The organism is Micrococcaceae bacterium Sec5.7, assembly GCA_039636785.1.
Lineage (GTDB): Bacteria > Actinomycetota > Actinomycetes > Actinomycetales > Micrococcaceae > Arthrobacter.
Map to the genome: position 1 here is coordinate 696,332 of CP144169.1, position 13,527 is coordinate 709,858.

Consider the following 13,527-nt stretch of genomic DNA (forward strand, 5'->3'; position numbering starts at 1 on the left):
CGAGGCCGCCTCGGTCCGCAGTCCATAATGGATCCATGGCCAAGACACCAGCACAGCGGATCAAGAAACACGGCGCCAACGCGGCCGTACCCCGGCATCACCTGCCGCCGGTGATCAACCCCACCACCGGCCGCACACCGCGGAAAGCACAGAACAACAGCAACCTCATTGTCATTGCGGGGGTGGTGGCCAGCCTGTTCCTATTCTGGTACGTGCACGTGCTCACGCTGGATCAGCTCACGCAGCTCACCGGCGGCGTGCCCATGCCCGATTCCCTCATCGGCGGTTTTGACCAGGGGTTCGTTGAGCTGTTGCGAGCTGTGATGAACAGTGATGCCCTTGGTCAGCTCAATTACGTCCACAAGACCGCCGGCACCTTGTTCCCGCTGATCTTCGGCTTCACCTGGCTTCTGCTGATCGGCACCAATGTTGCGCGCAAACCGCTGCGTTGGGCGCTCTGGGCCGTTCCCCTCCTGTTTGTGGTGGTCCGTGTGTGGGGCAATGTGGCCATCGATTCGATGATGTCCGCCGTAAGGGTCGACGGCGGCCAGGTTGCCCTGGCATCCGGACTCACCGTTGCGGGCTGGGTCCTGCTGGTGCTGAGCCTGCTGGCCGGCGGCGCCGCGGTGTTCCTCGGCAAACGCGCCCCCGGGAAGCCCCCGGGTCCGTCAAAGTAGCCCCCGGCCCCGGTCACGCGCGGGCCCCACAACCCCTGGCCGCCGGGCCCTGGCCAGCGCCCGTTCGTGCCTCACGCGCTGTGCGATCACCAGGCCCACGGCGGCCATGCCGATGGTGATGGGGTACCCCATCAGCCGTTCAAGGGTGCCGGGTTCCGGAACATCCATGCCGGTGACGCCGCCGGTAACCACAGCGGCCAGTGATACCAGACCGCAGCCCAGGATGATCCAGCCCAGCGGCGTTTGCCGGAGCCAGAGCACACCCAGCAGGATCAGGGCCAGTGCCCCCGCGATGAAGAACATCAGGGCACCGGTCAAGTGCCATCTCGAGCCCGCATCTTCGGGCACGAGGCCCACCAACATGGTCCCGGAACCTGCCGTCCCGCTCAGCACCCGGACAGCCGCCGCGGTGAACCACGGCCCCCTGTACGCCTTGCCGCTGGATACCCGGACACCCGGCCTGGCGGCGATGCACAACAGGGCAGAGCTCAGCAGAATTGCGCCAAGGACCATGCCCAGCCCCTGTATCAGAAACGAGACATTCATCAGCAGATGCAGCGGTGAACAGATGTCCCTGTCGTCGTAGATACCGCAGTGGATGGCACCAAGATCGCTGATGTAGCCGGTCCGGCGGTCGTACGGCTGCGGCCCGCCCCAGGCACCGATCACGGCCGCCTCGGCCACGAAATACTGCACCACGCTGAGCTTCGCCCAGGCACCGATGTACTGGCGCGTTGAGGTTATGTCGGGGATGTAGCCGCCGTAGGCGGAGGACGTGGCAGCTGCTGCGGTCATGCCAAGAGCGTAGTACGCGCTGTCACCTTGTATGCTTGTAACCGTGTCCAGACGTGCCGGCCCCGCTGCCGGCCGTTACGGATGCCCGCCCTCGTAGCTCAGTGGATAGAGCACGGCTCTCCTAAAGCCGGTGTCGTTGGTTCGATTCCAATCGAGGGCACTTGAAACCCCAGGTCCCGGGAACCAGCCCGGTTTTCGAGCTTCGCGCCTATCTGCTCGGCGCTGATCTGACGGGGCGCTGGTCCGTGGACCGGAAACTCGTTGACCGGGCCTCCGGCACCCGCGGAACCTTCACCGGCGTCGTACGCTTTTTCGAAGCGGACGACGGCGGCCTCCGCCTTCACGAAGAAGGCACCATGCGCTGGCCTTCTTTCACCGGGCCCGCCAGCCGCGATTACCTGCTGCGTCCCGCAGAGTCCAGCGACGCGATGGTGGTGTTCTTTCCCGACGGCCGGCCCTTCCACCGGATGAGCTTCGCGGCGTCCGCCAACGAAGACCAGCACTGGTGCGATCCCGATACCTACCGGGTGAATTACACCCTGCACGGGCCGGACAGCTTCGGTTACTGCTGGGACGTGCAGGGGCCACGGAAGGACCTGCTGCTGGAGACCGTGCTGCAGCGGCAACCTTCGCGGCATCTGCCAGGGCTACAGGAGCCAGGCCCACAAAAGCCGGGCGCCTACGGGCTAGGCTCAAACACGTGAATCCCCGCATTATTGTCTCCGCCGTCTGCGTTTTCGACCAGGCGGGCCGGCTCCTGACCGTCCGCAAACGCGGCACGGACAAATTCATGCATCCCGGCGGAAAGCCGGAGCCGGGCGAAACTGCCGCGCAGGCAGCCGCGCGCGAGCTTCAGGAGGAAGTGGGGATCGCGCTGGCCCCGGAGCAACTCAAGCTGATGGGCGTCTGGCTGGCTGATGCGGCCAACGAGGCCGCCACGGAGATCGAGGCCACGGTATTCAGCGCCCCGGGCGTCTGGACCGCGCACCCGTCCGCCGAAATTGCCGAGATCCGCTGGCTGGACCTGACCGGCGAATTGCCGGACGACCTGGCGCCGTTGCTCACCGACCACATCCTCCCGGCGATTGCACCGCGATGATCCATGCACCGGGATGGCCTGCTGATCCCCGCACCCGGTGAAGCAAGCTAAACCTCCGGAACGGCTTCTTCAGCCACGGCGCTGGCCTCGGCGAACTGGGTCCGGTACAACTCCGCGTAGCGGCCTTCCCGTTCCAGCAGCGCCGTGTGCGTTCCGCGCTCCACGATGGCACCGTCTTCAACCACCAGGATGACGTCCGCGGCACGGATGGTGGACAGCCGGTGGGCAATGACGACGGCGGTGCGCCCCTCGAGCGCCACGCCCAGCGCGGCCTGTACTGCGGCTTCGTTCGTGGAGTCCAGCGCGGCCGTGGCCTCGTCGAGGATGACCACCCGTGGCTGCGCGATGAGCAGCCGTGCGATGGTGAGCCGCTGGCGTTCGCCGCCCGAGAGCCGGTAGCCGCGCTCCCCCACCACCGTGTCCAGCCCATCGGGCAGGGAACGGATCATGTACTCGAGCCGCGCCTGGCGCAGCACATCCCACATGTCCTCGTCCGTGGCCTCGGGCCGGGCCAGCCGCAGGTTGGAGGCAATGCTTTCGTGGAACAGGTGCCCGTCCTGGGTGACCATGCCCAGCGTGGCGCGTATGGAATCGAAGGTGACGTCACGGACGTCCACCCCTGTCCCGGCGCCCGAGCCGCCGAGCCGTACGGCGCCGGAATCGACGTCGTACAGCCGCGAGAGCAGCTGCGCAATGGTGGACTTTCCGGCACCCGAGGAGCCCACCAGCGCGACGGTCTGCCCCGGTTCCACCCTGAAACTGATGCCGTGCAGCACCTCTTCGCCGCCGCGGGTGTCCAGCGTGGAGACTTCCTCAAGCGATGCCAGGGAAACCTTGTCTGCCGACGGGTAGGCGAAGCGGACGTCGTCGAACTCCACGGATACCGGCCCTGGCGGGACAGCCATGGCGCCGGGTTTCTGCTGGATGAGCGGTTTGAGGTCCAGGATTTCAAACACACGCTCGAAGCTGACCAGGGCGCTCATGATCTCAACGCGGGCGTTGGACAGTGCGGTCAGCGGCGCATACAGGCGGGTCAGCAGCAGCGCCAGCACCACAACGTCGCCCGCGGCGAGCTGCCCGCCGATTGCCAGCCAGCCACCCAGGCCGTACACGAGCGCGAGCGCCAGGGCGGATACCAGGGTCAGTGCCGTGACAAATGTGAACTGCAGCATGGCGGTGCGGATGCCGATGTCCCGGACGCGTCCGGCCCGCAGCGCGAACTCGCGGGATTCCTCGTCGGGCCTGCCGAACAGCTTCACCAGCGTGGCACCGGGGGCGGAGAACCGTTCGGTCATCTGCGTACCCATGGCGGCGTTGTGGTCGGCTGCCTCACGCCGCAGATCCGCCAGCCTGGACCCCATCCGGCGCGCAGGGATGAGGAAAATGGGCAGCAGGATCATGGCGAGCACCGTGACCAGCCAGGATTTGCCCAGCATGACCGCCAGCGTCAGCGCCAGAGCCACCACGTTGCTGACCACGCCGGACAGCGTTCCGGCAAAGGCCGATTGCGCCCCGATCACATCGTTGTTCAGCCGGCTGACCAGCGCTCCGGTGCGGGTGCGCGTGAAGAAGGCGATGGGCATTCTCTGGACGTGGTCAAAAACCTTGGTGCGCAGGTCAACAATGACGCCCTCGCCGATGGTGGACGACAGCCACCGGGTCACCAGCCCGAGGCCTGCCTCTGCCACCGCAACGGCCGCGATCAGCAGCGCGAGCCGGATCACCACGTCCGTGCCAACCCCGGCGATGATCGCGTCCACCACCTGGCCGGCCAGAACCGGAGTGGCAACTGCGAGCACGGCCATGGCAATCGAGAGCGCCACAAAGGCAATGAGCTTGCCGCGGTGTGGCAGGGCAAAGCCGAAGACCCGTTTCAGCAGCGCCTTGGAGAAGGGCTGCGAGCCGCTCTTGGCGCGGGTGATGTTGTAGAGGGAGCCCCAGGCAACGCGTTCCATACTCATCGCTTGGACTCTTTCTTTCCGGTGGTCATGTCCGCTCCGGCCATCAGTTCGGTCACCACGCCGTTTTCCACGTTCCAGCGGACGTCCAGCCGGATGTTCTCGAGGAGGCGGCGGTCGTGCGTGACCAGCAGGAGGGCGCCGTCGTAGCTTTCCAGCGCTTCCTCCAGCTGTTCAATGGCCGGCAGGTCAAGGTGGTTGGTGGGTTCATCCAGAACCAGCAGGTTCACGCCGCGGGCCTGCAGCAGGGCCAGCGCGGCGCGGGTGCGTTCGCCCGGGGACAGCGAGTCCACTGTCCGCCCCGTGTGGTCTGCCCTGAGCCCGAACTTGGCAAGCAGCGTGCGGACTGCGGCGGGCGCCATGGCCGGGAGGACCGCTTCGACGGCGTCACCCAGAAACAGGTGTCCGGCCAGCAGCCCGCGGGCCTGGTCGATCTCGCCGATGGCCACGGACGCACCCAGGGAGGCGTCGCCCGAATCGGGTTTTTGCACTCCCAGCAGCAGGCGGAGCAGCGTTGACTTGCCGGCGCCGTTGGGTCCGGCGATGCCGATCCGTTCGCCGGCGTTGAGCTGAAGGTTCACCGGCCCCAGCGTGAAATCACCCTGCCGCACCACGGCGTCGCGCAGGGTTGCCACCACTGAACTGGAACGCGGGGCCTGACCGATGCTGAACTGCAGCTGCCATTCCTTGCGGGGTTCCTCCACCACGTCCAGGCGGGCAATGCGGGATTCCATTTGCCGGACCTTCTGTGCCTGCTTCTCCGAGGATTCGGTGCTGGCCGCACGCCTGATTTTGTCGTTGTCGGGGCTCTTCTTCATGGCGTTCCGCACGCCCTGGGAACTCCATTCACGCTGGGTCCGGGCCCGGGAAACGAGGTCCGCTTTGGTGGAGGCAAACTCCTCGAAGCGTTCGCGTGCATGCCGCCGTGCAACGGCGCGTTCCTCCAGAAAAGCCTCATAACCGCCGTCGTAAACCGCCACGGAGTTCTGCGCAAGGTCCAGTTCCACAATGGTGGTGACACAACGCGCCAGGAACTCCCGGTCGTGGGACACCAGCACCACACCGCCACGGAGTCCCTGCACGAACGACTCCAGCTTGGCCAGTCCGTTGAGGTCCAGATCATTGGTGGGTTCATCCAGCAGCACGATGTCGAACCGGCTGAGCAACAGCGCCGCGAGGGCCACGCGCGCTGCCTGGCCACCGGACAGCCCCGTCATCTCCGAGTCCGGTCCCACATCCAGGCCAAGGTCTGCCAGCACCGGAGGGATCCGCTCTTCGAGATCGGCCGCGCCGGACGCCATCCAGCGATCAAAGGCCAGGGAGTAGGCGTCGTCGGAGCCCGGAGCTCCGGAGCCAAGGGCCTCAGCCGTGGACTCCATGCCGGCCGTTGCCTGGGCACAGCCCGTCCGGCGGCCGATGTACCCGGCGATGGACTCACCGGCGAGCCGCTCGTGCTCCTGCGGGAGCCAGCCCACAAAGGCGTCAGCGGGGGACAGGGTGACCGTGCCGGCCTGGGGATCGTCAACGCCGGCCAGCAGGCGGAGCAGCGTGGACTTGCCTGCACCGTTGGCACCAATCACGCCCACAACGTCGCCGGGTGCCACCGTCAGCGAGAGTTTGGCGAACAAAGTGCGGTGATCGTGACCGCCGGAAAGGTCTTTGGCAACTAGGGTTGCAGTCATTAGTCCATCCTCTCACCGCAGCCCGGATCCGTCTGGAAAGCGGGCGGGCATAAGAGAACCCGCCGGTCCGGACTTGGGGGGTGTACGGACCAACGGGTTCGACATACCACCCTAGTAGAATCCAACCCACAGGTAAAATCGGACCGGGACCGGGCCCGGATGTCGCGGTAAAATCTAGCCAACCATCCGTTCTGAAGAGAGCCGGCCATGCCCCTCCCCGCCAAGGCGTTCCAGCGCTGGCTGCACGGTCTTGCGCCGGCGGCCAGCACTGCCGACATCTGCAGGATCTCAGGGGTCAAGCGCACCACTCTCGCCCAGCAGCTGGTCAGGAACAAAGTCGCGGAAGCCACGGTGGTCAGCATCAGCCGCGCGTTCAACATCAATCCTGTGTCCGCCCTGGCATCCTTTGACGCATACCGGGGGCTGTCAGGAAACCCGCCCGCGCCGACCCGGCAGGAACTGGTCAGCCAGGTGTCAACCACGGATCTGCTCCGCGCGGTCCTGTCCCGCTCGGCTGCGGACCCCACGGGCCGGCCCGCCACGGATCCCCCCGTCCTGGGCCCGGCTCCGCACTCGACGTCCGTGAAGAACTGGGTGGATGCAATCGACGACGGCGAGCTGCGGCACCGCGTCTCCGCCGCCACCGGCATTGCCCCGCAGAACTATTCGGCCCAGCTGACCGCAAACCGGCTCACCCCCGAACTGGCGGTCGCCACATCCGTTGCTGCCGGCGTCGGGCCCACCGGCGGGCTGGTGGCCACGGGGCTGATCACGGAGGCTGAGGCAGGCTGGGCGCCGGGCGCCCGTGAGGCTGCGCTGGACAGGATGTCCGACGGCGAGCTGGCTGCGCTGGCCGGCGACCGCCTGCAGTCGCTGGGCAAGGCGCTCAGGCGCCAGGAACAAGACCAAGAACGAACCGACAAGATCTGGGAGAACCTCGGATGATCGAGATCCTGCAGTGGTCCACATTGATTGCCTGTGGCCTTGTGACCGTGGGCCGAATCCCCAGTGCGCTGAGGAATGAGAACAGGTCGCTGTTCTGCATTTTTTCGCTCATGACGCTGGCCATCCTGCTCAGCATCCAAGCGCCCTATGTGGCCATCGACCAGCTACTCGGCGGCATCAACCTGGCCAATCTGGTCCTCAGGTTCGTTATCTTTGCGGCCATCTTCTTCGTGGGTCTGAGAGTCACGAGGGGTTTCAGCGCTCCGGAGGGTCAACGGTTGATCACGGGACGCACCGGCATGGTTGTGCTCGCACTGATCTCGGTGATTATGGTGGTGCTGTTTTTCATGATGGACACGGCCGGCTCCTCAGCCGGGCTGAAGGCTGTCTCGGCAAAGGATCAACGCAACGGGGTTCTGGTGGAGTACTACGGAGCCGGAGGACGCGCTTACCCGGCCTATGTGTCGCTGGTCATGCTGCCGGCGATGGTGCGCGCCGTCCGCGGCACTCTGCCCCTTCTCATTCGCGTGGCGGCATTGCTGCTGGCCATCGGTGGCGTGGCAATTACCCTGACGCTGCTGTTTCCCTTTGTTCCGCCGCAGTGGGGTGGTGCGGAGTTCATCATCAACTACACGGCAATCCTGTGTTTTGTGGCTGGACTCGCACTCATCTGGCTGGCCCGGGTTCGTGCGGCCCGGACCCGGGGACCAAAAAAGTCGTTTAGCGAAAATTAACCGTCACACCTTTCACAAAATCATTAGAACGTGAAACAATCATGAATGTGTGAATGCGGCTGCCGCCTGGCTTCGTGAACGGGAATGATCCGTTAGATGCTGTGGCGCCCGCCCGAACGCAATTGGGGGGATGAGTGGTGGCGGCCGTTGGGGACCGCCCCCACTCAGCCTGTTTAACGGCAAAGTAAGATGACGAAATAAAAGGTCTTCATAAAAGCGTTGTGAGGGGTAATGTCGCGGGGTATTTGGCTTCGGCCGCCGTGACCTGCCGCTCGCAGTCTGGAAGAAGGAAACCGTCATGAACCGCCTCCACACCCGCCGCACCGCCATCGCCGCAACATTAGCGGCAGCTGCATTGGCCCTTGCCGGCTGCGGAGCCTCCCAAAGTCCGGCCAACAGCGGCGGGGATACATCACTCAGCGACATCAAGTCCAAGGGCGAAATCGTGATCGCCACCGAGGGAACGTACAAACCGTTCAGTTTCCACCAGAACGGCGCCGGGGAGCTGACCGGGTTCGACGTCGAAATCGCCCAGGCCGTTGCCGGCAAGCTTGGCGTCGCTGCCAAGTTCCAGGAAACCCAGTGGGACGGAATTTTCGCGGGCCTGGAAGCCAAACGCTTTGATGCGATCGCCAACCAGGTGTCCATCAACCCCGAGCGCACGGCAAAGTACGATTTCTCGGCACCCTACACGGTGTCGACAGGGGTGATCGTGACCAAGTCGGACAACAGCAGCATCACCAGCTTTGAAGGCCTCAAGGGCAAAACCACAGCGCAGTCCCTCACCAGCAACTGGTACAAGCTGGCCACGGACAGCGGCGCCAAGGTCCAGTCCGTTGAGGGCTGGGCACAGGGTGTCACACTGGTACGCCAGGGCCGCGTTGACGCCATTGTGAACGACAAACTCACCTACCTTGACTACGCCAAAGCCACTCCGGACGCCGGCTTGAAAATCGCCGCCGAAACCACTGAAAAGTCAGAGAGCGCCTTTGCCTTCCGCAAGGGGTCCACCGAGCTGTCCACGGCCGTGGACAAAGCCCTCGCCGACCTCCGCGCCGACGGAACCCTTGCCAAGATCGCGGACAAGTACTTCGGCACGGACGTCACCAAGTAGATGCAGTTCAACTGGGACCTGGTCTGGAGCTCCTTCGGGCCGCTCGTCACCGGGGCTGTCACGGGAACCATCCCCCTGACGCTGGCGTCCTTCGCCCTGGGCCTGATCCTGGCGCTTTTTGTAGCGCTCATGCGGCTGAGCCGGAATGCCGTGGTGTCCGGTGCCGCGCGGTTCTATGTCTCGGTCATCCGCGGTACTCCCCTGCTGGTTCAGCTGTTTGTGATCTTCTACGGTCTCCCCAGCCTGGGGGTGAAACTGGATCCGTGGCCCAGCGCCATCATCGCATTCTCCCTGAATGTGGGCGGTTATGCCGCTGAAGTGATCCGTGCGGCCATCCTGTCGGTACCCAAGGGACAGTGGGAAGCCGGCCACACCATCGGCATGTCCCGCGCGCAGTCTCTGGTCCGGATCATCCTCCCCCAGGCTGCCCGGGTGTCCGTTCCGCCACTGTCCAACACCTTCATTTCGCTGGTCAAGGACACGTCACTTGCTTCGCTCATCCTGGTCACGGAGCTCTTCCGGAACGCCCAGCAGATCGCCGCGTTCAGCCAGGAATTCATGGTGCTGTATCTGGAAGCAGCACTGGTGTACTGGGTGATCTGCCTTGTGCTGTCCACGGGGCAGTCCGCCCTTGAGAAGAGATTGGACCGCTATGTCGCCCACTAGCCAGCCGGCAGCCGCCGGTCACAACGCCCCGGTGTTGTCCGTCCGCAACCTGGCCAAGGCCTTCGGCAGCAATGTGGTCCTCCGGGACATCGATCTGGAGGTGCGCCGCGGCAACGTGGTGGCACTGATCGGCCCTTCCGGATCCGGCAAAACCACAGTGCTCCGTTCGCTTAACGGACTGGAAACCCCCGACGCCGGCACTGTCACGTTCGCTGATACGGCCACCGGCAGGAATCTCGCCCTCGATTTCTCGGCCAAGGTTGCCAGGAAGGATATTTCCGAGCTGCGGGACCGCAGCGCCATGGTGTTCCAGCACTACAACCTCTTCCCGCACATGACGGTGCTCCAGAACGTCATCGAGGGGCCCATCCAGGTCCAGAAGCGAAAGCGCGCCGAAGCCGTCGCCGAGGCGGAGACGCTCCTGGCCAGGGTCGGCCTGGCGGACAAACGCGACGCGTACCCGTTCGAGCTTTCCGGCGGCCAGCAGCAGCGCGTCGGTATTGTGCGCGCCCTGGCTTTGAAGCCGCAGCTGTTGCTGTTCGACGAGCCCACTTCCGCTTTGGATCCCGAGCTGGTGGGCGAGGTCCTGGGCGTCATCCAGGAGCTCGCCGAGGAAGGCTGGACCATGGTGATCGTCACCCACGAGCTGGCGTTCGCGCGCCAGGTCGCGGACGAGGTCATTTTTATGGACGGCGGAGTTGTGGTTGAGCGCGGCCCGGCCGCGGAGGTCCTGAGGGCCCCGCGCCAGGAACGCACCCGCCAGTTCGTGAAGCGGCTGCTGCACGAGTTTTAGGACTCAGCGGGTGAACCTCAATGTCACCAGCTGGAACGGCCTCAAGGTGAGCTCCACCGAATCCTGTCCCGGCACGGCACCCGGCGTCTCCACGGCACGCTCCAGCAGGTCAACAGTGTGGACGCCCGTGGCACTGAAGTTGGCCGCCACCAGCCCGGTGGAGCGTTCGCCCAGCGACTCATACAGCCGGACAATCACATCGCCCGAACCGTCCTCGGCCAGCTTGACGGCCTCGATGACGAGGGCCTGGTTGGACACCGTGAATAACGGTTCCACCGGGTTGGCACCCTTGACCATGCGGGGGGCAAGGTTGGTGCGGTAGCCCTCCTCCACGGCGTCTGCAATGCTGGCTCCCGGGCGTATGGTCACGTTCAGTTCGTGCTGGCCGCGATCGGCTCCCGGATCCGGGAACTTCGGCGCCCGCAAAAGTGAGAGCCGCACGGTAGTGGTGGTGCCTCCGTCGTCCCTGATGTTCCTGGTGACATCGTGCCCGTAGCTGGAGGAGTTGGAAACGGCCACCCCGTAGCCGGGCTCGGCGACGTGGATCCAGCGGTGCGCGCAGATCTCAAACTTCGCAGCCTCCCACGAAGTGTTGATGTGGGTAGGCCGGAAAACGTGGCCGAACTGGGTCTCCGACGCCGAGCGGTCTGCCCGGACGTCAAGGGGGAAGCCGAGCTTGAGGAGCTTCTCGCTCTCCTGCCAGTCCACCGCGGTGGAGATCCCCAGCGAATCGCCGCCCGCTTCCAGCGAGATCCGCTGTGTCACCGTGGAGGACCCGGCCAGCCGTTCCACCACGACGACGGCGTCCCGGCCGCCGCGCTCCAGCGTCACCGAACGCGCTTCGGTGAGGGAGGTGACGTTCCTGCGGTAGAACTGATCGATGTCCCAGGCATCCCATTCGTTGGGGGTGTCCCGGTGCAGCTCCAGGTGGTTTCCGAACTGCCCGGGAGCGATTGCCTCGCGGCCGCTGGCGTGGTCCATCAGGGACGTCAGCAGCCCGTTGGCATCCAGCACGGCCCTGATAATGCCGTTGTCCAGGACATAGCCGCCCTCTGCCTCGGCGACCTGCACCGGGTTGTCTGAGCTGACCGGTTCGGCGGCAGCAAGCGCGGGCACACCGTAGCGCTCATGCGGGGCGGCGTTGAGGAGGAAGTTATTGCTGCCCTCACCCAGAGCCGCGGTGGCAGCCTGGCTGATGATGGCTTCCAGGCCTTCCGCGATGGCGGCGTAGTTCCGCTCTGCATCCTGGTGCACCCAGGCAATGGAGCTGCCCGGCAGGATGTCGTGGAACTGTTGCAGGAGCACCAGGCGCCAGAGCCGCTTCAGCTCCGCTGCCGGGTAGGTGAAGGCGCCAGCTGTCCGGACAACAGCAGTGGAGCACCACAGTTCGGCTTCCCGCAGCAGGTGTTCGCTGCGCCTGTTGCCCTGTTTGGTTTTTGCCTGGCTGGTGTAGGTGCCGCGGTGCAGCTCAAGGTACATTTCGCCCACCCACACGGGCAGGGCCTTGTACTCGGCCTCAGCCTGGGCAAAGAAGCTGCCGGCAGAACCGATCCGGACCTTCGGCGAGCCTTCCAGGTCGGCAGTACGGTGGGCAGCGGCCAACATCTCGCGGGTGGGACCGCCGCCGCCGTCGCCGTAGCCGAACGGAACGAGTGAAATGGTGCCACGGCCGTGGTCGCGGTAGTTCCTCTCGGCGTGGGCCAGTTCCCGGCCGCTGAGCTCGGAGTTGTAGGTATCCACGGGCGGGAAGTGGGTGAAAAGCCGTGTTCCGTCGATCCCTTCCCAGTTGAAAGTGTGGTGCGGCATCCGGTTGACCTGGTTCCAGGAGATCTTCTGGGTGAGGAACCATTGGCTGCCGGCGGACTTGACGATCTGCGGCAATGCCGCGGAATATCCAAAGGAATCCGGCAGCCACGCTTCCTTGCAGTCAATGCCGAACTCGTCCAGGAAGAAGCTCTTGCCCTCAATGAACTGACGGGCCATGGCCTCTCCGCCGGGCATGTTGGTGTCTGCCTCGACCCACATGCCGCCCACCGGTACAAACTGGCCGGATTCGACCTTTTCCCGGATGCGCCCGAACAGCTCGGGGTAGAACTCCTTGGTCCAGGCGAGCTGCTGAGCCGAGGAACACGAGAACACAAAGTCAGGGTGTTCATCCATCAGCGCCACCACGTTGGAGAACGTCCTGGCGCATTTGCGGATGGTTTCCCTGACTGGCCACAGCCAGGCTGAATCGATGTGGGCGTGGCCCGTGGCCAGCAGCTGGTGCGCGGAGGCGTAGGCGGGCCGTGCCAGGACCTCCGCCAGTGCAGCCCGGCCGGCCGCAGCTGTGCCCCCGATATCTTCCGGATCCACGATGTCCAGCATCCGTTCCAGGGCACGTAGAATCTCGTGTCGCCGCGGCTGTTCCATGGGAAGTTCGTGCATCAGCCCGCTGAGGGTCCAGACATCCTGTTGGAGCTCCCATACAGTCTGGTTCAGTTCGGCTATGGCGATCCTGCCCAGCCGGTATCCGGGATCGCTGCCGGCAGTGGCTTTGTCGCCGTAAGGCGTTGCGGCGAAGCTCCAGCCCTGGGCAAGGTCCGGGTTGGCGGCTGCTTCCACGTAAAAGTCCACCGCCATGCCGCTCCCCAGCAACTTCAGCGGAATGTGCTGGTTCCGCGGCGAGATGGCCTTAATGATGGTGCCGTCCGGCCGCCAGGCAGTCCCCTCGCACTGGAAGCCCGGGGCCTCGCCGGTGAAGCCCAGATCCACGAGGACCTCCACCGCGGTGTCAGCGGCGGTGCCCCAGGAATCGGGCACGTCGCCTTGGAGCCGGAGCCATTTGGTGCCCCACGGCTTCCCCCATGCGGCACCGTGTTCCTGCGGGGTGAAGTCGTGCCGGAGCGCCTCCATGACCTGCACGGGCTCATCCGGGACGTCCCAGCTGCTGAGTGTCAGCGGAACACTGCGGGTGTAAACAGCGGGGTTGATCCGTTCGCGCATAAAGCGGTCCAGTCGGACTTCCGTGATCCGGCGGTCGTCGTGCAATGTAGGTCCTCTTTAATGCTTGAAGCTGGATCGA

At 65.0% G+C, this 13,527-nt stretch carries 12 protein-coding genes and 1 tRNA gene; 9 read left to right on the top strand and 4 right to left on the bottom strand.

What is annotated here, in order from left to right:
• The first annotated feature begins 35 nt into the window (after positions 1 to 35).
• A complete protein-coding gene (locus V3C33_03185; protein ID XAS68341.1) occupies positions 36 to 677 on the top strand; it encodes a hypothetical protein in 642 nt (213 codons plus the stop codon).
• On the opposite strand, the gene V3C33_03190 is transcribed toward V3C33_03185, so the two are convergent.
• Entirely contained in the window at positions 669 to 1,472 is an 804-nt protein-coding gene (locus V3C33_03190) for a DUF998 domain-containing protein (protein XAS68342.1), read from the bottom strand. The genes V3C33_03185 and V3C33_03190 overlap by 9 nt on opposite strands.
• Before the next feature lie 87 nt (positions 1,473 to 1,559).
• Here V3C33_03190 and V3C33_03195 point away from each other — a divergent pair.
• The 3 genes from V3C33_03195 to V3C33_03205 all read left to right on the top strand — a co-directional run bounded on the left by V3C33_03195 (position 1,560) and on the right by V3C33_03205 (position 2,571).
• Positions 1,560 to 1,632: transfer RNA gene (locus tag V3C33_03195), tRNA-Arg, on the top strand.
• 1 nt (position 1,633) lies between these two features.
• Positions 1,634 to 2,176, top strand: coding sequence for a DUF6314 family protein (locus V3C33_03200; protein ID XAS68343.1), 543 nt, complete (start codon positions 1,634 to 1,636; stop codon positions 2,174 to 2,176).
• A complete protein-coding gene (locus tag V3C33_03205) occupies positions 2,173 to 2,571 on the top strand; it encodes an NUDIX domain-containing protein (GenBank protein XAS68344.1) in 399 nt (132 codons plus the stop codon). The genes V3C33_03200 and V3C33_03205 overlap by 4 nt, the downstream gene beginning before the upstream one ends.
• Before the next feature lie 47 nt (positions 2,572 to 2,618).
• Here the strand turns inward: V3C33_03205 and V3C33_03210 are convergent, their stop codons facing one another.
• Positions 2,619 to 4,532 (bottom strand): ABC transporter ATP-binding protein, encoded by a 1,914-nt coding sequence (locus tag V3C33_03210; GenBank protein ID XAS68345.1) that lies wholly within the window; start codon positions 4,530 to 4,532, stop codon positions 2,619 to 2,621.
• The gene (locus V3C33_03215) at positions 4,529 to 6,211 is read right to left on the bottom strand and encodes an ABC-F family ATP-binding cassette domain-containing protein (GenBank protein XAS68346.1); all 1,683 of its coding nucleotides are present in this window, start codon (positions 6,209 to 6,211) and stop codon (positions 4,529 to 4,531) included. Before V3C33_03215 ends, V3C33_03210 begins: the two co-directional genes overlap by 4 nt.
• Before the next feature lie 207 nt (positions 6,212 to 6,418).
• Between V3C33_03215 and V3C33_03220 the strand changes: the two genes are divergently transcribed.
• The 5 genes from V3C33_03220 (at position 6,419) to V3C33_03240 (ending at position 10,463) form a co-directional block, all read left to right on the top strand.
• On the top strand, positions 6,419 to 7,156 hold the full coding sequence (locus V3C33_03220) for a hypothetical protein (GenBank protein XAS68347.1): 738 nt from the start codon (positions 6,419 to 6,421) through the stop codon (positions 7,154 to 7,156).
• Complete coding sequence (locus V3C33_03225) at positions 7,153 to 7,890, top strand: hypothetical protein (protein XAS68348.1); 738 nt, start codon at positions 7,153 to 7,155, stop codon at positions 7,888 to 7,890. Before V3C33_03220 ends, V3C33_03225 begins: the two co-directional genes overlap by 4 nt.
• 298 nt (positions 7,891 to 8,188) lie before the next feature.
• A complete protein-coding gene (locus V3C33_03230) occupies positions 8,189 to 9,004 on the top strand; it encodes an amino acid ABC transporter substrate-binding protein (protein ID XAS68349.1) in 816 nt (271 codons plus the stop codon).
• Complete coding sequence (locus tag V3C33_03235) at positions 9,005 to 9,670, top strand: amino acid ABC transporter permease (GenBank protein ID XAS68350.1); 666 nt, start codon at positions 9,005 to 9,007, stop codon at positions 9,668 to 9,670.
• Positions 9,657 to 10,463 carry an amino acid ABC transporter ATP-binding protein gene (locus tag V3C33_03240; GenBank protein ID XAS68351.1) on the top strand — a complete coding sequence of 269 codons (807 nt, stop codon included), beginning with the start codon at positions 9,657 to 9,659 and terminating at the stop codon, positions 10,461 to 10,463. Before V3C33_03235 ends, V3C33_03240 begins: the two co-directional genes overlap by 14 nt.
• A gap of 3 nt (positions 10,464 to 10,466) precedes the next feature.
• Here the strand turns inward: V3C33_03240 and V3C33_03245 are convergent, their stop codons facing one another.
• Positions 10,467 to 13,493 carry a glycoside hydrolase family 38 C-terminal domain-containing protein gene (locus tag V3C33_03245; protein ID XAS68352.1) on the bottom strand — a complete coding sequence of 1,009 codons (3,027 nt, stop codon included), beginning with the start codon at positions 13,491 to 13,493 and terminating at the stop codon, positions 10,467 to 10,469.
• Between the last annotated feature and the right edge of the window lie 34 nt (positions 13,494 to 13,527).

Coding starts and splice junctions, on each gene's coding strand:
- V3C33_03185 (XAS68341.1), top strand. CDS start 36: ATGGCCAAGACACCAGCACAGCGGATCAAGAAACACGGCGCCAACGCG.
- V3C33_03190 (XAS68342.1), bottom strand. CDS start 1,472: ATGACCGCAGCAGCTGCCACGTCCTCCGCCTACGGCGGCTACATCCCC.
- V3C33_03210 (XAS68345.1), bottom strand. CDS start 4,532: ATGAGTATGGAACGCGTTGCCTGGGGCTCCCTCTACAACATCACCCGC.
- V3C33_03215 (XAS68346.1), bottom strand. CDS start 6,211: ATGACTGCAACCCTAGTTGCCAAAGACCTTTCCGGCGGTCACGATCAC.
- V3C33_03220 (XAS68347.1), top strand. CDS start 6,419: ATGCCCCTCCCCGCCAAGGCGTTCCAGCGCTGGCTGCACGGTCTTGCG.
- V3C33_03225 (XAS68348.1), top strand. CDS start 7,153: ATGATCGAGATCCTGCAGTGGTCCACATTGATTGCCTGTGGCCTTGTG.
- V3C33_03230 (XAS68349.1), top strand. CDS start 8,189: ATGAACCGCCTCCACACCCGCCGCACCGCCATCGCCGCAACATTAGCG.
- V3C33_03235 (XAS68350.1), top strand. CDS start 9,005: ATGCAGTTCAACTGGGACCTGGTCTGGAGCTCCTTCGGGCCGCTCGTC.
- V3C33_03240 (XAS68351.1), top strand. CDS start 9,657: ATGTCGCCCACTAGCCAGCCGGCAGCCGCCGGTCACAACGCCCCGGTG.